Origin of the sequence: Alkalicoccobacillus gibsonii, from assembly GCF_016798245.1 — a bacterium.
Classification (GTDB): domain Bacteria; phylum Bacillota; class Bacilli; order Bacillales; family Bacillaceae_D; genus Alkalicoccobacillus; species Alkalicoccobacillus gibsonii.
This window is the reverse complement of sequence record NZ_JAEUZA010000005.1, coordinates 50,742-68,913: the sequence shown is the minus strand read 5'-3', so window position 1 is coordinate 68,913 and position 18,172 is coordinate 50,742. Positions and strand designations below refer to the sequence as shown.

General features: G+C 40.5%; 18 protein-coding genes. 15 read left to right on the top strand and 3 right to left on the bottom strand.

Annotation, left to right across the window (positions count from 1 at the left end; genetic code table 11):
- Positions 1–6 precede the first annotated feature (6 nt).
- From JNO66_RS17230 to JNO66_RS17170, 13 genes are all read left to right on the top strand, one after another.
- Complete coding sequence (locus tag JNO66_RS17230) at positions 7–1,227, top strand: ABC transporter permease (protein ID WP_203090387.1); 1,221 nt, start codon at positions 7–9, stop codon at positions 1,225–1,227.
- Positions 1,224–2,333 carry an ABC transporter permease gene (locus JNO66_RS17225; RefSeq protein WP_203090385.1) on the top strand — a complete coding sequence of 370 codons (1,110 nt, stop codon included), beginning with the start codon at positions 1,224–1,226 and terminating at the stop codon, positions 2,331–2,333. The genes JNO66_RS17230 and JNO66_RS17225 overlap by 4 nt, the downstream gene beginning before the upstream one ends.
- Before the next feature lie 236 nt (positions 2,334–2,569).
- Positions 2,570–3,991: a PTS system trehalose-specific EIIBC component gene (gene treP / locus JNO66_RS17220; RefSeq protein ID WP_203090383.1), complete on the top strand. Its 1,422-nt coding sequence runs from the start codon at positions 2,570–2,572 to the stop codon at positions 3,989–3,991.
- Between the two features lie 69 nt (positions 3,992–4,060).
- Complete coding sequence (gene treC / locus JNO66_RS17215; RefSeq protein ID WP_203090380.1) at positions 4,061–5,743, top strand: alpha,alpha-phosphotrehalase; 1,683 nt, start codon at positions 4,061–4,063, stop codon at positions 5,741–5,743.
- A gap of 25 nt (positions 5,744–5,768) precedes the next feature.
- Positions 5,769–6,485, top strand: coding sequence for a trehalose operon repressor (gene treR, locus JNO66_RS17210; RefSeq protein ID WP_203090379.1), 717 nt, complete (start codon positions 5,769–5,771; stop codon positions 6,483–6,485).
- Positions 6,486–6,556: 71 nt separating this feature from the next.
- Positions 6,557–7,033, top strand: coding sequence for a glutathione peroxidase (locus JNO66_RS17205; protein WP_203090378.1), 477 nt, complete (start codon positions 6,557–6,559; stop codon positions 7,031–7,033).
- A gap of 85 nt (positions 7,034–7,118) precedes the next feature.
- Positions 7,119–8,210, top strand: coding sequence for a nitric oxide synthase oxygenase (locus JNO66_RS17200; RefSeq protein WP_203090377.1), 1,092 nt, complete (start codon positions 7,119–7,121; stop codon positions 8,208–8,210).
- Between the two features lie 18 nt (positions 8,211–8,228).
- Positions 8,229–10,121, top strand: coding sequence for an ABC-F family ATP-binding cassette domain-containing protein (locus JNO66_RS17195; protein WP_203090376.1), 1,893 nt, complete (start codon positions 8,229–8,231; stop codon positions 10,119–10,121).
- A 150-nt stretch (positions 10,122–10,271) separates the two neighbouring features.
- On the top strand, positions 10,272–11,027 hold the full coding sequence (locus JNO66_RS17190; protein WP_203090375.1) for a DeoR/GlpR family DNA-binding transcription regulator: 756 nt from the start codon (positions 10,272–10,274) through the stop codon (positions 11,025–11,027).
- On the top strand, positions 11,024–11,935 hold the full coding sequence (pfkB, locus tag JNO66_RS17185; RefSeq protein ID WP_203090374.1) for a 1-phosphofructokinase: 912 nt from the start codon (positions 11,024–11,026) through the stop codon (positions 11,933–11,935). The genes JNO66_RS17190 and pfkB overlap by 4 nt, the downstream gene beginning before the upstream one ends.
- Before the next feature lie 42 nt (positions 11,936–11,977).
- Positions 11,978–13,900, top strand: coding sequence for a PTS fructose transporter subunit IIABC (locus JNO66_RS17180; protein ID WP_203090372.1), 1,923 nt, complete (start codon positions 11,978–11,980; stop codon positions 13,898–13,900).
- 301 nt (positions 13,901–14,201) lie between these two features.
- The gene (gene thpD, locus JNO66_RS17175) at positions 14,202–15,137 is read left to right on the top strand and encodes an ectoine hydroxylase (RefSeq protein ID WP_373367182.1); all 936 of its coding nucleotides are present in this window, start codon (positions 14,202–14,204) and stop codon (positions 15,135–15,137) included.
- Positions 15,138–15,238: 101 nt separating this feature from the next.
- Positions 15,239–15,493: a hypothetical protein gene (locus JNO66_RS17170; RefSeq protein WP_246483339.1), complete on the top strand. Its 255-nt coding sequence runs from the start codon at positions 15,239–15,241 to the stop codon at positions 15,491–15,493.
- 51 nt (positions 15,494–15,544) lie between these two features.
- On the opposite strand, the gene mreBH is transcribed toward JNO66_RS17170, so the two are convergent.
- Positions 15,545–16,549: a rod-share determining protein MreBH gene (gene mreBH / locus JNO66_RS17165; protein ID WP_203090371.1), complete on the bottom strand. Its 1,005-nt coding sequence runs from the start codon at positions 16,547–16,549 to the stop codon at positions 15,545–15,547.
- Positions 16,550–16,775: 226 nt separating this feature from the next.
- On the opposite strand from mreBH, the gene JNO66_RS17160 reads away from it, so the two are divergent.
- Together JNO66_RS17160 and JNO66_RS17155 are read left to right on the top strand one after the other, a co-directional pair.
- Positions 16,776–17,174, top strand: a complete 399-nt coding sequence (locus JNO66_RS17160) for a thiol-disulfide oxidoreductase DCC family protein (RefSeq protein WP_203090370.1) — start codon at positions 16,776–16,778, stop codon at positions 17,172–17,174.
- 118 nt (positions 17,175–17,292) lie between these two features.
- Positions 17,293–17,625, top strand: a complete 333-nt coding sequence (locus tag JNO66_RS17155; RefSeq protein ID WP_203090369.1) for a hypothetical protein — start codon at positions 17,293–17,295, stop codon at positions 17,623–17,625.
- A 48-nt stretch (positions 17,626–17,673) separates the two neighbouring features.
- On the opposite strand, the gene JNO66_RS17150 is transcribed toward JNO66_RS17155, so the two are convergent.
- A complete protein-coding gene (locus tag JNO66_RS17150) occupies positions 17,674–17,925 on the bottom strand; it encodes a hypothetical protein (protein WP_203090368.1) in 252 nt (83 codons plus the stop codon).
- Between the two features lie 49 nt (positions 17,926–17,974).
- Positions 17,975–18,133, bottom strand: coding sequence for a hypothetical protein (locus JNO66_RS17145; RefSeq protein WP_203090367.1), 159 nt, complete (start codon positions 18,131–18,133; stop codon positions 17,975–17,977).
- Positions 18,134–18,172: the final 39 nt, after the last annotated feature.

The following is an 18,172-nucleotide window of genomic DNA, read 5'->3' as shown; positions in this document are numbered from 1 at the left end:
GAGTGTATGGTATGGGCACTAGTTAAAAAGGATATCCAGCATTTACTGAGAGAGAAATCGGTTCTAATTTTACTATTCGTTATGCCTCTCGGGTTAATTGCGATCCTTGGATATGCACAATCTGGTGGAGGAATTGAGCCCTTTTCAATTGCAGTGGTGGATACAGAGCTCACGGATGAAGAGACACAAAGGTTTGTAGAAGAGATGGAAGCTGAAGGCATTCCTGAAGTTGCTATTCAACAACTCATGGCTTCCTTTAACGTGAAAGACATCTTAGTTGAAGATGTGTTTCGAGAGAATCTTGAGAAGATCACGATAGAAACCTCACTGACCCTTGACGAAGCACTGGCTGACAAGGAGCTAGCAGCTGTGATTGAATTTCCAGAAGGATATCAAGAAAGCATTTGGCGGACTCAACTACTAAGTAGAGGTGAACAAGAAGAAGTCATTGTTCATATGAATCGTGAGCAATCGACGAACTCACAGTTAATAAACAGTGTTGTCCAATCCTTCTATGAAACCTTACGTATGAACCAGCTGGCTTATGAGATAGGGGATGAAACGATACTCCAGCAACAAGAAATCCAACGAACCATAGAGCAAACACAGAACCGAACCATTAGAGTGTTTGATTATGTTGTTGTCGCAATGGCGGCTATGTTTGTTTTGTATACGGCTGGGCTGGTTTCAAGATTTGCAACAGATGAGAAGCGAACAAAGGTCGTTGATCGGATGATTCTATCCCAAGCCCCAACTTATATCTACGGAATTAGTAAATGGGTTACGGGAACCTTAACAGCTGGCTTTCAGCTATGCGCCATTTTCTCTATATCTTATCTTGCATTTGGCGTAAAGTGGGGAAGCTTGTTGCAGTTTGGACTGACGACGCTTGCCATCAGTATGACCGTAGGAGGACTCACTGTATTACTCACTGCAATGAATTTTAAATTTGATTCGTATAAAGCCTCTACCTTATTCACTAATCTAATTGTCACGATTTTTGCCTTTATTGGGGGAAGCTTTATTCAAATAGATATATTGAATCCTATAATTGGTAAAGTTGGAGAACTAACACCAAATGGAACAACGATGACCGCGTACTTTCACGCATTTCAAGGGGGAGACTTTCAAAACATTCTTCCGAGCATTCTACTATTAGTCGGATATAGTGTTGTGCTAGTTGTTTTAGCAGTTTGTTTGTTTCCAAAAAGGGGGGGACAACGATGAGGGGAATTATCTGGGGATTAATAAGAGAATCTATTCGCAATCCATGGGCACTTCTCTCTATGTATGTTCTCACCATTGCTTTCGTGTTTGTCTTAGGGAATACAGACTTAGCTCCATCCATTCGAGTGCCCGTTTATTCAGAAGAGTTAAGCGATACGCAGGTGGAAGAAGCGGTAGAATCCTTGAATCAGGAGCTGAATCTCGCATTCATATCTACTGCTAAAGATGACATTCAAGGTTTGTTAGATAACCAATCAGCTGAGGCTGCTATTGAATTAAAAGAAGAAAGTTATTCCATCCTTGTAGCAAGAGAGTCCTTTGTGATTAATTTTATTGATTCACTTGTTCAATCGTACTATACAAAAAAACAATTCGTGGATGCAGCTGTTGATATAGGGGGTGGAGAAAAGGAAGAGGTACTAAATGAACTGAATGAGAGTCAGACACTCTTTCCTCTTCAAGTACAAAGCTTTGAAGGAGAGGACTCAGAAAGTTGGATATATGACCAATCGTTACAATCAATCTTTGGCTTTTCACTGTTCTTTGTTATCTATACAATCACGTTTTCCATATCATCCATCATAGAACAGAAGCAGAATGGTGTGTGGGATCGCTTAATTCTTTCACCTGCTTCAAAATCAAGTATCTATCTGGGGAATTTAACGTATAGCTTTTTAATTGGTTACCTTCAAATTATTCTTGTATTTCTTTTATTTGCTACGCTCTTTCAATTTGACTTTCAAGGTGGGCTAGTGACGAGCATGATCGTTGTCATTCCTTATGTATTCGCATTAGTTTCTTTCGGTGTCTTTATCAGTGGTCTTATTACCTCAATGAGGCAGCTTGATGCAATTATTCCATTCATCGCTGTCAGCATGGCTATGCTTGGAGGTGCATTTTGGCCGATTGAGATTGTTTCATCTAAGGTTATTTTAGCCCTTTCCTACATTAGTCCAATTACGTATGGAATGGACATGTTAAAAGGAGCGACTCTTTACAATTGGGAGCTCGAAGAATATTTATTACCAGCGTCAATCTTATGCTTTATGGGTGTAATCTTTATGGGTATCGGATTACATCTAATGGAAAGACGATCCGTTCAATAGAAAAAGCGCGTTACTTGCCTTAGAGCGAGTAGCGCTTTTTTTAGATTTAAAAGAAATAGCGATTCAACGGGCCTTTTTAAGGGTATAGGAAGGCGACTTTAACGTATTTGTCGAAAAAAGAAGATTTTAGTTGACTAATTTGTATATACAAGTTAAGATGTAACCGTAATCATTTGTATATACATGTTGATCATATGATTTAGACTATTTAAAGGCCGATACAGGGGGGATAAATGATGAGTGAGAACCGTAAAATTGCTAAGGATATACTTAAAGCAATTGGAGGCAAGGAAAACGTATCATCTGCTACGCATTGTGTCACAAGACTTCGACTTGTTTTACATGATGAAAGTAAAGTGGACAAGCAAGCATTAGAAGGAATTGATAAAGTAAAAGGATCATTTGCAGCGAATAATCAGTATCAAGTGATTCTTGGACAAGGGCTAGTTGATAAGGTTTATACTGAGTTTATTTCTGAAGCGGGAATCTCAGAGTCAACGAAGGAAGAGACGAAACAAGCATCGGCAGAGAAGATGAATCCATTACAACGAGCAGTCAAAGGACTTGCTGATATTTTTATTCCGATTTTACCAGCCATTATTACAGCAGGTTTATTGCTAGGGATTAACAATATTCTAGTGAACGCGATTTTTACAGACCAACCACTCGTTGAGATGTATCCACAATGGGCAGGTCTAGCTGAAATCATTAATACAATCGCAAGTACCGCCTTCGCATTCCTACCAGCATTAATTGGTTGGTCAGCGGTGAAGAAGTTTGGCGGAAGTCCACTTCTTGGTATTGTGTTAGGACTCATTCTATGTCACCCTGATCTTCTGAATGCAAACGGATACGCGGATGCAGTAAAAAATGGGACCGTTCCTTATTGGAATTTGTTCGGCTTTGATATTGCTGCGATGGGGTACCAAGGACAAGTACTTCCTATCCTTCTAGCATCGTATGTGCTCGCGAAGATTGAAAACTTTATGAAACGGGTTACTCCAGATTCCATTCAGTTACTTGTTGTTGCTCCAGTAGCATTACTGATTACTGGTTTCCTTGCATTCATCTTAATTGGTCCTGTAACCTTTGCTATTGGTAACAGCATTACAGATGTGTTTGTATTCTTATTTGATAAATTTGCAATTGTGGGCGGACTTATTTATGGTCTATTCTATGCACCACTTGTTATAACGGGTGTTCATCACACGTTCCTTGCAGTAGACTTTCAATTAATTGCAAGTCAGGGTGGAACCTTCTTATGGCCAATCCTGGTTATGTCTAATATCGCACAAGGTTCAGCAGCCCTTGGAATGTATTTTGTACTGAAGAACCAAAAAACAAAAGGATTGTCGTTTGTTTCTTCTATCTCTGCTTACCTTGGAGTGACCGAGCCGGCGTTGTTTGGTGTAAATTTACGCTATCGCTTCCCGTTTATTTGCGCCATCATTGGGGCGGCGATTGCAGGTGCTTGGGTAGCGCTTAATGGAATCTTAGCTCCAGCCATTGGAGTTGGAGGACTGCCTGGAATTCTTGCAATTGAGGGAACAAGAGGAAACTATATTAGCTTCGCAATTGGAATGGCTATTGCGATTGTTATTCCGTTATTAGCTACTATTATTACAGCTCGCTTCCAGAAGAATTTAGACGAAAAATAATGAAAATTAAAGAGGCCGCTTCGCAGATTCCTGCAAAGGCGGCTTTCTTACTTGAAAGGGTGTATATCAATGAATGAATGGTGGAGAAAGTCCGTAGTGTATCAAATTTATCCAAAGAGCTTTAACGATACAACTGGAAACGGAGTTGGAGATCTACAAGGAGTAATAGAGAAGCTCGATTATTTAAAAAAGCTAGGAGTAGACGTGATCTGGTTAACTCCTGTTTATTCATCACCCCAACGAGATAATGGTTATGATATTAGCGATTACTACTCGATTCACGGTGAATATGGAACAATGGAAGATTTCGAGGAATTATTAGAAGAAACTCATAAAAGAGACATGAAACTGATCATGGACTTAGTTGTGAATCATTCGTCTACAGAGCATGAGTGGTTTAAGCAGGCTTCATCTTCAAAAGAGAATCAGTATCGTGATTTTTATATCTGGAAGGATGCGGTGGATGGACAAGCTCCAAACAACTGGATCTCCAAATTTGGAGGCTCGGCATGGAAGTGGGACGAGACCACTGAGCAGTACTATCTACATTTATTTGATGAAACGCAAGGCGATCTTAACTGGGAAAATGAAGAGGTGCGCAAGGAAGTTTACAAGCTAATGAAGTTTTGGTTTGAAAAAGGAATTGATGGCTTCCGGTTAGATGTGATCAATCTTATTTCAAAGGATCAGGACTTTCCAAATGATGACGGATCGGTAGGGCTAGGAGATGGACGTAAATTCTATACTGATGGCCCACGCGTTCACGAATATCTTCAAGAGATGAATCGTGAAGTCCTTTCCCCTTATCAGGCAATGACAGTAGGGGAAATGTCATCGACTACTTTAGAGCATTGTGTGAAATACTCGCACCCTGACCGTAATGAACTAAGCATGACGTTTAATTTCCACCATCTAAAAGTCGACTATCCAAATGGTGAGAAATGGGCGCTGGGTGAGATGGATTTTCTTGCTTTGAAACAGATTTTGTCTAAATGGCAGGTTGGTATGCATGAAGGTGGTGGCTGGAATGCATTGTTCTGGTGTAATCATGACCAGCCTAGAGTGGTAAGTCGTTATGGGAATGATGGACAGTATCATAAGGAATCTGCAAAAATGCTTGCTTTAGTCATGCACATGATGCAAGGGACACCTTATATTTATCAAGGAGAAGAATTCGGAATGACAAATCCTAAATTCGAAACCATCGATGAATATCGGGATGTCGAAACGTTAAATATGTATGAAGAGCTAAAAGAAGCCAAGCTCGATGAATCAACCATTATGAAGATCATCAAGCAAAAATCTCGCGATAACTCACGAACGCCGGTTCAATGGAATGCGAAACCAAATGGTGGATTCACCACTGGTACTCCGTGGATTAACACAGCGAGTAACTATAAAGAAATCAACGCTGTTGAAGCGCTTAGTGATCCGAATTCCATCTTCTATTTCTATCAGAAACTGGTTGATCTAAGAAAGACTCATGATATTATTACATTTGGAGACTACCAGCTGATACACGTTGACCACAAGCAGGTATTTGCGTACGTGCGACAATGGCAGGATGAAAAAGCAGTGGTATTGGCTAACTTTTATGAGCAACCTGTAACCATTGATCTTCCGGATTGGGTAAGCAAGGAGGATGCGAAAGTTCTGCTTTCGAATTACGAGCAATTAAGTAAGCCAGGTCAAGAAATAACATTACGACCTTACGAAGCAGTGGTATATCATGTTCAGACGTCTTCATCATGAAGAATAAGAACAGGCGGTGTTTGGGTTGAAAAGCAAATTCCAATGGGTATATGAAGAGCTGGCTAACCAAATTCAAACAGGAAAATGGAAGCCAGAAGAACTTCTTCCTTCTGAGTTAGAGCTAGTTAAAACCTACGATGCGTCTAGAGAAACTATCAGAAAAGCGTTAAAGCTATTATCAGAGCGTGGGTATATTCAAAAAATACAAGGAAAGGGATCGGTCGTACTCGATCGAGCCAAGATTGACTTTCCTTTTTCAGGAGTATCTAGTTTCAAAGAGCTGAGCGAACGCATGAGCATGGATGTAGAAACAACGGTTGTCGCATTTGATGAAGTCATTCCTGATCTTGATCTGCAGGACAAGCTGCAGCTAACAAGTGAACAAAAAGCCTTGCGCATCACACGAGTACGCAAGGTTGATGGTGAACGGGTCATCTTAGATAAGGATGATCTCGTTCATTCCGTTGTACCAGGTCTTACTGCGAAGATGAGTGAGAATTCGATCTATGAATATATAGAAGGCACACTCGGACTTGTGATTAGCTTTGCAAAGAAAGAGATTGTAGTGGAAGAACCCACAGAAGAGGATCTTGAATTATTAGACATGGAAGGCTTCCAAAACATCGTTGTTGTGCGAGGTAGAACCTATTTAGATGACGCACGGATTTTCCAGTATACTGAATCGAGGCATCGGCCTGATAAGTTCCGCTTTGTTAATTTTGCGAGAAGAGAGAAGCTCTAGGCACAAAAGTAGGCGATCACGTAAATAAGCGGTATAATGCAGACAGATACTTGATTACAGGAGGTTAGCGTATGTCTGTCTATGATTACACAGTGAAGTCTTCTAAGGGAGAGGACATTCCACTGTCTAAGTATGAAGGAAAAGCGTTATTGATCGTCAATACGGCGACAAAATGCGGGTTTGCTCCTCAGTTTGATGGTCTGGAAAAGCTTCATCAAGAGTATGCAGACCAAGGATTTGAAGTGTTAGGCTTTCCATGCAACCAATTCATGAATCAAGAGCCGGTTGAAGATGATGAAATGGAAAACGTGTGTAAGGTGAATTTTGGTGTGAGCTTTCCTTTATTTGCAAAGGTTGATGTGAACGGAAGCAACGCTCACCCACTTTATCAACATCTTAAAAAAGAGAAAAAAGGCACAATTGGTTCAGATGTGAAATGGAATTTTACAAAGTTCCTTGTGAACCAAGAAGGGGAAGTCATTGAACGTTTCGCCCCTACAACAAAGCCAGAGAAGATTGAACCTGAGATCAAAAAGCTTTTAAAATAACCTTGATAGACGAATGGCTGTGCGGACACCCTAGGTGAATGCACAGTTTTTTTTAGACATGTTAGCAAGAGCGTGGAGGTAGACGATGAGCGATCAACATAAACGGTTAGAACAAGCAGAAGAATTTCTCAATCAATGTTATAGTGAATTAGGAAAAGAGAGAGAAGAACTCCTCGTTCGGTTAAACCAAGTGAAAGATGATATTCAACAGTCTGGTTTTTACACCCATACATATGAAGAATTGGTACATGGAGCACGAATGGCATGGCGCAATAGCAATCGCTGTATTGGGCGTTTCTTTTGGGAAACGTTAAAGGTTGTTGATGCCAGGGAGTGTAGTGATGAGGAATCAATGGCGATTGCAATTTTTGATCATATTAAGAAAGCGACAAACGGGGGGAATATTGTACCTTATTTAACTGCTTTTCACCCTGCGCATGAAAAAGGAAACATCCGAATCTGGAATCATCAACTTATTCGTTATGCAGGCTATGTGACTGAAGATGGTACAATGATCGGAGACCCAGCATCCGTAGACTTCACTAAAGTATGTCAGGAGCTTGGCTGGGAAGGGCAAGGCACCTCATTTGATATATTACCTTTAGTGATTCAGCTCGGAGAAAACCCGCCTGCACTTTTTCCTATTCCTGAGGATCTCATTTTAGAAGTACCTTTAACTCATCCAACAAACCCTTCGTTTGAATCGCTTGAATTAAAATGGTACGCGCTTCCCATTATTTCAGATATGAAGCTAGTCATTGGAGGAATTGAATACACAGCTGCGCCGTTTAATGGCTGGTACATGGGAACGGAGATTGGTGCACGGAATCTTGCAGATGCGGACCGCTATAATATGCTGCCTCGTGTAGCTGAATTGTTCCAATTGGATACATCAAGAGAATATACACTTTGGCGTGATGAGGCGTTAATTGAATTAAATAAAGCCGTTTTGTTTTCGTTTAAACAAGCAGGGGTGAGTATCGTTGATCATCATACTGCTGCTAAACAATTTGAGCGTTTCGAAAAAAGAGAGCAGGATGCAGGTAGGAATGTTACAGGGAAATGGTCCTGGCTGATCCCGCCCATTAGTCCTGCCACTACCCATATTTTTAGAAAAGGATATAAGGATGATAGAGTATATCCTAATTACTTCTATCAACCCGCACCTTATAAGTAAAAGGAGGCAGGAGCATAGATGAGTATCTTGCGTGTTGAAAACCTGCATAAAACATTTGGAGAGAAAACATTATTTGACCACCTTTCCTTTACCATAGAAGAAAAAGAGCGTATTGGCTTAATAGGTGTCAATGGGACAGGGAAATCAACTTTATTAAAGGTTCTTGCAGGTCTGGAAGGAGCCGAAGAGGTAAATCTTTTTCACTCGAATGACTTTTCCGTTACCTATTTGCCGCAGCAACCAGAATTAACAGAGGATCGGACCATTTTAGAGCAAATCTACTATGGTGAATCCATTATTATGCGTGCTATGCGAGCGTATGAACAAGCACTAATTGATCTAGAAAGACAACCAGAAAGTGAACAGGTTCAAAATCGCTTTATGACCGCTCAGCAGAAAATGGATCAGGAATCTGCTTGGGAAGCAAATACAACCGCTAAAACGATCCTTTCAAAGCTAGGTATTCGCGATGTGAGTCATAAAATTGGCGCACTCTCTGGGGGACAGAAAAAACGTGTGGCGATTGCAGAAGCGTTAATACGTCCTGCCGATCTATTATTACTTGATGAGCCTACCAACCATTTAGATCATGAAACGGTGGAATGGTTAGAAGGGTATCTGGCAAACTATAAAGGTGCGCTTATCATCATCACACATGACCGCTACTTTCTTAATCGTGTAACCAATCAAATGTATGAGCTCGATCAGGGTAAACTCTTTCAGTATGAAGGAAACTTTGAAACCTACCTGCAAAAACGGGCTGAGCGTGAAGAGATGGAGCAAGTTGCAGAAAGTAAGCGTCAGAACCTGCTTAGACGTGAACTTGAATGGTTAAGACGGGGAGCTAAAGCCCGAACAACGAAACAAAAAGCGCGAGTGCAGCGGGCAGAAGGGCTAAGAGACGAGGCTGGTCTTAGTAAGAAACAAGATCTTGATTTCTCAATTGGTTCTGATCGCCTTGGCAACGATGTGATAGAGCTTAAACAGGTTGGAAAGTCGTATAAGGACCGTGTGCTTTTCCGAGATGTCGATTATTTAGTGGTACCCCATCAAAGACTTGGTATTATCGGATCTAATGGCACTGGAAAGACTACTCTACTCAATATTATGGCTGGAAGAATTGCAGCGGACACAGGAGAGGTTAGCAGAGGGTCAACCGTTAAAATTGGTTATTATACGCAAGGTGACCAAGAGATTGATGGTGAGCTTAAAGTGATTGAGTACATCAAGGAAGTGGCTGAGGTTGTTTATACAGCAGATGGCCAAACCGTCACGGCTGAACAAATGCTTGAACGTTTTCTTTTCCCAAGAAGTATGCAATGGACGTATATTAGACGACTTTCAGGTGGAGAAAAGCGTCGACTCTACTTATTAAAGGTCTTAATGGGCGAACCAAATGTACTCTTTTTGGATGAGCCGACCAATGACTTAGACATTCAAACCCTTTCTGTATTAGAGGATTATATAGACCAGTTTCCAGGTGTAGTGATTACGGTATCCCATGATCGGTACTTCCTAGATAAAGTTGTGGATCATCTTCTTTATCTAAACGGTGATGGAAACGTACAAAGATTTCAAGGAGATTATTCAGAGTTTCTAAAGCAAAAGCAGGAACAAGAGGCAATCCAGACTACAGTAGCTTCTGAAGTGAATTCAAAAGGAAAAGTAAAATCCCAACAATCTCGAAGGCTTACTTATAAAGAAAAGCAAGATTGGGAGAGCATTGAAGGGAAAATGGAGGACCTTGAACAGAAAATCACCGAGGTCGAACAAGCAATTGAAGCGGCTGGAAGCGACTATACTGAGATTGAAAAACGACTTAACGAAAAACAAGAGCTTGAAAGCGAATTAGAAGCGGCGATGGATCGCTGGACAGAGCTTTCAGAACTTGTAGAAGGATTAAAAGAATAGATCAAAAACAAAGTGGTTTCACTCTGAACCACTTTGTTTTTATGTAGAGCTGGATGAAAATTATGACAATGAATGTTTTTGAATAATTTTGATTGATTATGACTGTTTAAAAGGGTATACTAATTTCGACGAGAGATAGGAGTGTGCATCATGCTTACTGTGGAACGTCAAGCAATGATCATGAAAGTCTTAAAAGAAAAACATACGGTAAAGTTAAATGAACTTGTTGATCTGACTGGATCTTCAGAGTCTACTATTCGACGAGATCTAACAGAATTGGAAAGTGGAAAGAAATTAAAGCGCATACATGGAGGGGCAACGCTTCTTCAAAAGAAGAGACTCGAGCCAACCATCGCTGAGAAATCTTCCAAAAACATTCAAGAAAAACGTCAAATTGCTCAATTTGCATCATCATTTGTTGAGAAAGGTGACTGTATTTTCTTAGATGCTGGAACAACAACGCTTGAAATGATTCCATTTTTAAAAGATAAGCAAGTGGTTGTCGTGACGAACGGATTGTCAAATGTGGTTGAGCTTGTAGAGGCTGGGATTGAAACGCATGTTGTGGGTGGTCAAGTAAAGCCAGGCACGCGAGCCTTCATCGGTCGCAGTGCCATTGAAACGCTTGAAACGTTCCGTTTTGACAGCGCATTTCTTGGAGCGAATGGAATTACACCCGAAGATGGATGCACAACACCAGATCCTCAAGAAGCCTTTGTAAAAACGTATGCAAAGAGTCGATCTAGACAAAGCTACGTGGTAGCAGATCATTCTAAATTTGGAGAAGTATCCTTCGCCAAATTTGCTGAATTAAAAGATGTGACGCTTCTGACGAGTTCCTATCTCGAGGAACATGTTCAGAACACGTACAAAGAAATAGTAGATATAAAGGTGGTTGCAATATGATATACACGGTCACACTAAACCCGGCTGTTGATTACTTTGTGGAGCTGGATGACCTGAAGCCAGGTCATGTGAACCGATCCAGGAAAGAGCATAAAGCACCTGGAGGGAAAGGAATTAATGTATCACGTGTATTAAAACGACTAGGACACAACAGTCAAACACTTGGTTTTATTGGTGGATTTACAGGTGATTATATTATCAGCACGCTTCAAGAAGAGAACATTGAAACAAGCTTTGTTAAGGTTAATGGAGATACACGTATTAACATTAAGATGAAGGCAACAGATGAAACAGAGTTAAATGGTACGTCGCCTGAAGTGACAGAGCAAAATGTAGCAGAGCTCGTTAGCCAGCTTGATCAGCTTAAAAAGGGTGACACGCTAGTGCTTGCTGGTAGTGTTCCTGGAACATTACCGACATCTATTTACACAGAGTGGATTGAACAAGTAAAAGAAAATGGAGTTAACGTCTTTCTTGATACAAGTGGCGAACCATTTGCTGATGCAGTTGAAGCAGGACCTACTTTCATTAAGCCAAATCATCATGAGCTTTCTGAGCTAGTTGGAGCAGACATTCAAACACCTGAGCAAGCCGTTCCTTATGTAAGACAGCTTGTTGAAAAAGGCATTGACTATGTCTTTGTCACATTTGCTGGTGACGGAGCTGTTCTTGGAACAAAGGATCAGATCCTCTTCGCAAATACTCCAAAGGGTACGGTTGTCAACTCCGTAGGGGCAGGAGATTCTACACTTGCTGGATTTATAGCAGCGAGTATGGATGAACTTCCACTAGAGGATGCATTCCGTTTTGCCGTATCATCAGGTAGTTCAACAGCCTTCTCAAAAGGATTCTGTGAGTTATCACATGTGAAGGAATTAATGAACCAAGTAAAGGTATCAACACTCTAATGACAAAAAAGAGAGCATAATTTGGGGGAAAGGTGGATCTTTATGAAGATCTCAGAACTACTAAAAAAAGATACAATGATTTTAGATCTGAAAGCGACTACGAAGGAAACAGTTATTGATGAGCTGATTACGAAGCTTGATCAAGCTGGTCGCCTAAAAGATAAACGAGCGTATAAGGAAGCCATACTAGCTCGTGAAGCACAAAGTACAACTGGTTTAGGTGAAGGGATTGCGATTCCTCACGCAAAAACAGCGGCTGTGCGCACGCCGGCAATCGGATTTGGCCGTTCAACGGCAGGAATTGACTACGAGGCTCTTGATGGTCAACCAAGTCAATTATTCTTCATGATCGCAGCAAGTGAAGGTGCAAATAACGAGCACTTGGCTACTCTTTCTCGTTTAACGACATTCTTAATGGATGACAGCTTCCGTCAAACAATTCTAAATGCTACTAGCGAAGACGAAATCTTAGCTGCCATTGATCAAAAAGATGCGGAGAAGGAAGCAGAAGAAGCTGCAGAAGCGGAAGCAGAAGCAGCAAAACAAAACGAATCACAATCTTCAGCTGTAAAAGCATCTGATAGCCCTCAAATCTTAGGTGTTACAGGCTGTCCGACTGGGATTGCACACACGTATATGGCAGCAGATGCCCTGAAAAACAAAGCGGCAGAGCTAGGCTATACCATTAAAGTAGAAACAAATGGCTCAGGCGGAGTGAAAAACAAGCTAACAGCCGCTGAAATTGAAGCAGCTGATGCCATTATCGTAGCTGCTGATACAAAAATTGAAATGACTCGATTTGCAGGTAAAAAGGTTATTCAAGCACCGGTTGCTGATGGTGTGCGCAAGCCTAAAGATCTGATTGATCGTGCCATGTCTGAAAAAGCACCAATCTATCAAGCGACTGGTGGATCGAGTAAAGATGAATCATCTGATTCTGAGAAAAAAGGTCTAAACATCTATAAGCACATCATGAATGGTGTGTCTAACATGCTACCATTTGTTATCGGTGGCGGAATTTTAATTGCGTTGTCGTTTTTGTTTGGTGGATATAAACAAGAAGGCACTTTCGCTCAAATGCTTGACACAATTGGTGGAGGAAGCGGAGCATTTGGATTATTGGTTCCTGTTCTTGCAGCCTTTATCGCTATGAGTATTGCGGACCGTCCTGGATTCGCACCTGGTTTAGTAGCAGGTACCATTGCAATGACCGGTGGATCTGGATTTTTAGGTGGTTTGATAGCTGGTTTCCTTGCTGGTTATATCGCACTACTCGTTCGTCAGTTAATTAATAAATTACCTCAAGTACTTTCAGGTATTGGTAATATCTTATTTACGCCAGTCTTAAACCTTCTGGCAACAGGCTTAATCATGCTGCTTATTGTCGCACCGCTTGCTAGTGTTAACTTAGGCTTGCAAAACTGGTTAAATGGTTTGGGTACGGCAAACATGATTATTTTAGGGGTTATCTTAGGTGGAATGATGGCTGTTGATATGGGTGGTCCAGTTAATAAAGCTGCATTTACCTTTGGTATCGCAATGATTGACGCAGGTAACTTAGCGCCACACGCTGCCGTTATGGCAGGTGGTATGGCACCACCAATTGGGATAGCCTTAGCCACAACATTCTTCCGTAGCAAGTTCTCAAAGAAGGATCGTCAATCAGGTATAACAAACTATTTACTTGGACTATTTTTCATTACGGAAGGTGCAATTCCATTTGCGGCAGCTGATCCATTACGTGTCATTCCAGCAGCAGTAGCTGGTTCTGCTTTAGCAGGAGGATTGACAGCATTTTTCGGTATTTTACTTCCCGCACCACATGGTGGATTGTTTGTATTCCCACTAGTTAACCAAGGTGATGTTTGGCCGTATGCTTTACTATACCTGTTAGCCGTAGTTCTAGGAGCAATCCTAACAGCTATCCTTCTAGGTATTTTCAAAAAGAAAGTCATCGAAGATTAATGAATATAACAAACCTGTCTGGATTTCCGGACAGGTTTTTTTAATGAATTTTTACCGGCATGAGCGTACTTACAGCATTTTATAAAAAAAACGATGTTTAACAACAGATTTAGAAGGGTTTTGTATACAGTGTAACCAAGGTTAGGAGGGATGGCTCAATGAGCATGAGTTGGCGCTGCCACTTATTCTAGGCGTGACGACCACATTGTAACTGTCGAATAGTGAATTAGCACCGAGAAACTGACACATGTATAAGGAAAGTCAATTTGAAACTCGGGAAACATACTAGGAGGTAAGTGAAATGGACATGGACATTGATTTATATCCCTCAAGGGTAAGTAATAAAGCAACGATAAAAGAAAGAAAAGATCCAGTTATCCATTCAAATGCTGAAGGTCCTTTAAAGCAACCTGAACTAACCTCTTATGAAGAGAATGGATACGTAATGATAGAGAAGCTGTTTACTGACGAAGAAGTCGAATTAATGATTAAAGAATTAGAGAAAACGATGAAAGATAACCAGTCGAGAGAATCGGCTGATGTCATTAAGGAACCTGGGAGCAACGAAATTCGATCTGTTTTTGAAATTCATAAGGATAGCGGTTTCTTTGAATTGCTGTCTAAGAACGAGCGGATTGTTAAAATTGCTGAGCAGCTGCTTGGAAGTCAGGTATACATTAATCAATCTCGTATTAACTTTAAGCCTGGGTTTAAAGGCAAAGAGTTCTACTGGCATTCTGATTTCGAAACGTGGCATGTAGAGGATGGCATGCAAAATATGCGTGCGGTGAGCTGCTCAATTATCTTAACGGATAATTATGAGTTTAATGGACCATTAATGCTTATTCCTGGATCGCACAAGTGGTATGTGTCATGTGCGGGAACAACTCCGGACAACAATTTCGAATCATCCTTGCAAAAGCAAGAAGCTGGTACACCAGACAATGAGAGCTTAAGCTGGTTAACAGAAGAAGCTGGAGGTCGCATTGATCGCGCAACTGGTCCGGCTGGTTCAGTTCTGTTTTTTGAATGTAATACGATGCATGGGTCAAATGGGAATCTCTCTCCTTATCCACGTAGCAATGTGTTCTTCGTCTTCAATTCGATGGAAAATGTGATAGGAAAGCCTTACTCTGGACAGGACCCAAGGCCGGAATTTCTAGCAAATCGTGAGGAAGTCAAACCAATTCAATCAGTTCCTTCTAACTCACTAACAAAACAGAGTATCCATCATTAAACAAAAAATACGATAATATCCAAAGTGACATATCAGGTTTCCTGGGAAATAAATCTTGCCGTTTTTGAGGTTAAAGTGGCGAATACTAGGGGAATAGAGGAATGAGTGGAGGAATGAATATGAAGCTTATTTCCTATTCCTATCAAAAAAGAGGGAAGATGAAGGCGATTTATGATCGTTTCTCAGAGTCACCAGTCATTTTTTGTAAAATAAATGGCTACTACTTTGTTTATTATGTAAGATGGTCAGAAAATGATCCCATTGTAACAACTCAGGATTTAGTTGAAATGGAAATTGAGTTAAATGTAGAAATGGATACGATTGAGGCATATCGAAGGAGAAAACGATATAAGTAAATCCGAAAGAAGCGAGCACCCCATGGGGATGCTCGCCTTTTTTGCGTAAGGTTAAACCGTTGCTTTTTGTAATTTATCGATGAATTTTAAAGAGCGTCCGGTACCAATAGCTACTGATTCAAGAGGATTAGGTGCTAAGTGCACAGGCACAGAGATTTCATTTGATAACCAATCCTGTATACCTTTAAGCAATGCTCCACCACCTGTGATTAACACACCACGGTCTACGATATCTCCACTTAATTCTGGAGGACAATCTTCAAGTGTAGAACGAACTGCTTCTAGAATTTGAAGAAGATGCTCGCTAATCGCATGACGAACTTCATCAGATTGCAATGCAACTGTTTTAGGGAGTCCGTTCACAAGGTCACGACCTCGAACTTCCATGCTTAAGATTTCGTGGTCAATTGGTGCATATCCGATCTCCATCTTAATTTGTTCTGCTGTGCGTTCACCAATCAAAACATTATATTGCTTACGAACGTGCTGGATAATCGCTTCATCAAGCTTGTCCCCACCAATACGTACAGAGTTGCATGAAACAACCCCACCAAACGAAATGATCGCTACTTCTGTTGTACCTCCACCGATATCAACAACAACATTGGCTGTTGGTTCTTCAACTGGCAGGTCAGCACCGATTGCAGCAGCTACTGGTTCTTCAATCACATGAACATTCTTCGCTCCACAGCTTCTAACAGCATCTAAAATGGCACGACGTTCTACAGATGTTGAGCCTGAAGGTGCACAAACCACTACATTAGGCTTTCTTAGAGCTCCAATTTGTTTGCTTGCTTTTTTCATAATCGCTTTTAACATACTAGTTGTTACATCAAAATCTGCAATAACACCGTCACGTAACGGGCGAACAGCAACGATATGAGAAGGTGTTTTACCAACCATACTTTTTGCCTCTGCGCCAACAGCAAGAACGTCACGGGTTTCTGTATTAAGAGCCACTACTGAAGGCTCATTTAATATAATGCCTTTGTCTTTACTATAAACAAGGATATTTGCAGTTCCTAAATCAATACCAATCTCTGCATTTGAAAACATAGACTCACCAACTTTTCATAGAAATACTCATTAGGCTTCATTTTAACAAGATTTTGAGTGTAAAAAAAGGGTCGGAACGCTTATCTACTATGTAAGAATGTGAGATTTGTTGAGGATTTTATCATAGGTCTTGATCAGTAAGAAATTCATGAGTATTTGGGTTAAATTGAATGATCTGTTAAACTAAAACTAGCAAAGCCATTTCATTTTTGGAAGGTGATTGAATGTGGAAACCGATAAAGGAATTATTTTATTTGATGGAGTATGCAACTTATGTAATAAAAGTGTAAATTTCATCATAAAACGAGATAAAAGGAAGTACTTCTACTTTGCATCGATTCAATCTGAAATTGGCCAAACATTGATGGAAAAATATTCAATTGGCGGAGATGTTGATTCAATGATTTTAATTGAGGATGGTCGTGCCTATACTCATGATCAAGCCGTTCTAAAGATTGTTTCTAACCTACCTTTTCGCTGGAGATTGTTTAAAGTTGCATACGTCCTTCCTCGGTCGTTGAGAAAAGCTTGTTATCAACTTGTTGCAAGGTATCGTCATCGATTCTTTGGGAAAAGTGACTCTTGTAGGCTGCCTAGTAAAGAAGAGCGGGCGCAGTTCCTATAAATTTGTGAAGATTTTTCAATACTTTAAGCAGGAACATTTAGCTTAAGATCGAACCATGATATACTAGCAAAAAGGTGTACCAAGATCTTACTTGCTGCATCATTAGGAGGGGACAGAGATGGAAGTCAATCACAACGAGACGTACTTCGAAGAAAAATTGGAACATGCAAAAATTCAATTTGAGCGTACAATTGACTGCAAGCATACGGAGTTTGATGACCTTTACCCTTATATGACAGAGCAACCTCAGTTTTTCTGGTATAAGCGATATGTTGCTTGGCAGGAGCTTTTAACCTTTGTGCGTGTAGCCGAGGATTTTGAGTATAAATGGACTGAGTTGTTTACACAAAAACAAGCTGCTTACATTCAATCTCGCATTTTAGATGCAAAGGTTTTAGATGATTGGTATGAAGAGCAAGAGCTAGAAGCAGAACAAGAACAATCTCAATAATCTAGTATATACGAGGGTGGGAACCACAACATGGGCCACCCTCGTTTTTTATGCAAAGGTGATCTTAGACTGCGAATGGTGATGAACACTCTCGATCTCATCCTCTATATCAAACGTGATTTCATCATTAGTAGGTAAGTCATCATAATACTGAATAATTTTAAATTCAGTTAATGATACTAAGAGATAGGAAAAGCGTTCGTCTTCATCTTCAAATAAAGCATAAAGGTGTTTATTTTTAGCGTAAATTAATTCTCCAGCTTGTCTCTTTTCGTCCTTACGATTAAGTAAGACCTCCATAATCCTCTCTCCAATCTTTCATGGTTTCATAGATATCAGGGAGCGAACCTTATGATTCGCTTAATTCTGATTTCTTAGATTGTTTGTGATTTGATTTGTTTCCGCCATTATCAACTAATTCACTTGACACCTCTTGATTAAAAAGAGTTTCAGTAGGTGTTTGGTTATTTGTTAATGCTTTATTTTTTTGTGGGTTGCGCTTATGCATATGAACAGCCTCCTATCACATTTTGGTATACACTAGAGA

What these genes read in the sequence shown, in the direction of transcription:
- pfkB (WP_203090374.1), top strand. Translation starts at nt 11,024, where the DNA reads ATGATATACACGGTCACACTAAACCCGGCTGTTGATTACTTTGTGGAG.
- JNO66_RS17190 (WP_203090375.1), top strand. Translation starts at nt 10,272, where the DNA reads ATGCTTACTGTGGAACGTCAAGCAATGATCATGAAAGTCTTAAAAGAA.
- treC (WP_203090380.1), top strand. Translation starts at nt 4,061, where the DNA reads ATGAATGAATGGTGGAGAAAGTCCGTAGTGTATCAAATTTATCCAAAG.
- JNO66_RS17200 (WP_203090377.1), top strand. Translation starts at nt 7,119, where the DNA reads ATGAGCGATCAACATAAACGGTTAGAACAAGCAGAAGAATTTCTCAAT.
- JNO66_RS17225 (WP_203090385.1), top strand. Translation starts at nt 1,224, where the DNA reads ATGAGGGGAATTATCTGGGGATTAATAAGAGAATCTATTCGCAATCCA.
- JNO66_RS17195 (WP_203090376.1), top strand. Translation starts at nt 8,229, where the DNA reads ATGAGTATCTTGCGTGTTGAAAACCTGCATAAAACATTTGGAGAGAAA.
- JNO66_RS17145 (WP_203090367.1), bottom strand. Translation starts at nt 18,133, where the DNA reads ATGCATAAGCGCAACCCACAAAAAAATAAAGCATTAACAAATAACCAA.
- treP (WP_203090383.1), top strand. Translation starts at nt 2,570, where the DNA reads ATGAGTGAGAACCGTAAAATTGCTAAGGATATACTTAAAGCAATTGGA.
- JNO66_RS17180 (WP_203090372.1), top strand. Translation starts at nt 11,978, where the DNA reads ATGAAGATCTCAGAACTACTAAAAAAAGATACAATGATTTTAGATCTG.
- JNO66_RS17170 (WP_246483339.1), top strand. Translation starts at nt 15,239, where the DNA reads ATGAGTGGAGGAATGAATATGAAGCTTATTTCCTATTCCTATCAAAAA.
- JNO66_RS17205 (WP_203090378.1), top strand. Translation starts at nt 6,557, where the DNA reads ATGTCTGTCTATGATTACACAGTGAAGTCTTCTAAGGGAGAGGACATT.
- JNO66_RS17150 (WP_203090368.1), bottom strand. Translation starts at nt 17,925, where the DNA reads ATGGAGGTCTTACTTAATCGTAAGGACGAAAAGAGACAAGCTGGAGAA.
- JNO66_RS17230 (WP_203090387.1), top strand. Translation starts at nt 7, where the DNA reads ATGGTATGGGCACTAGTTAAAAAGGATATCCAGCATTTACTGAGAGAG.
- mreBH (WP_203090371.1), bottom strand. Translation starts at nt 16,549, where the DNA reads ATGTTTTCAAATGCAGAGATTGGTATTGATTTAGGAACTGCAAATATC.
- thpD (WP_373367182.1), top strand. Translation starts at nt 14,202, where the DNA reads ATGGACATGGACATTGATTTATATCCCTCAAGGGTAAGTAATAAAGCA.
- JNO66_RS17155 (WP_203090369.1), top strand. Translation starts at nt 17,293, where the DNA reads ATGGAAGTCAATCACAACGAGACGTACTTCGAAGAAAAATTGGAACAT.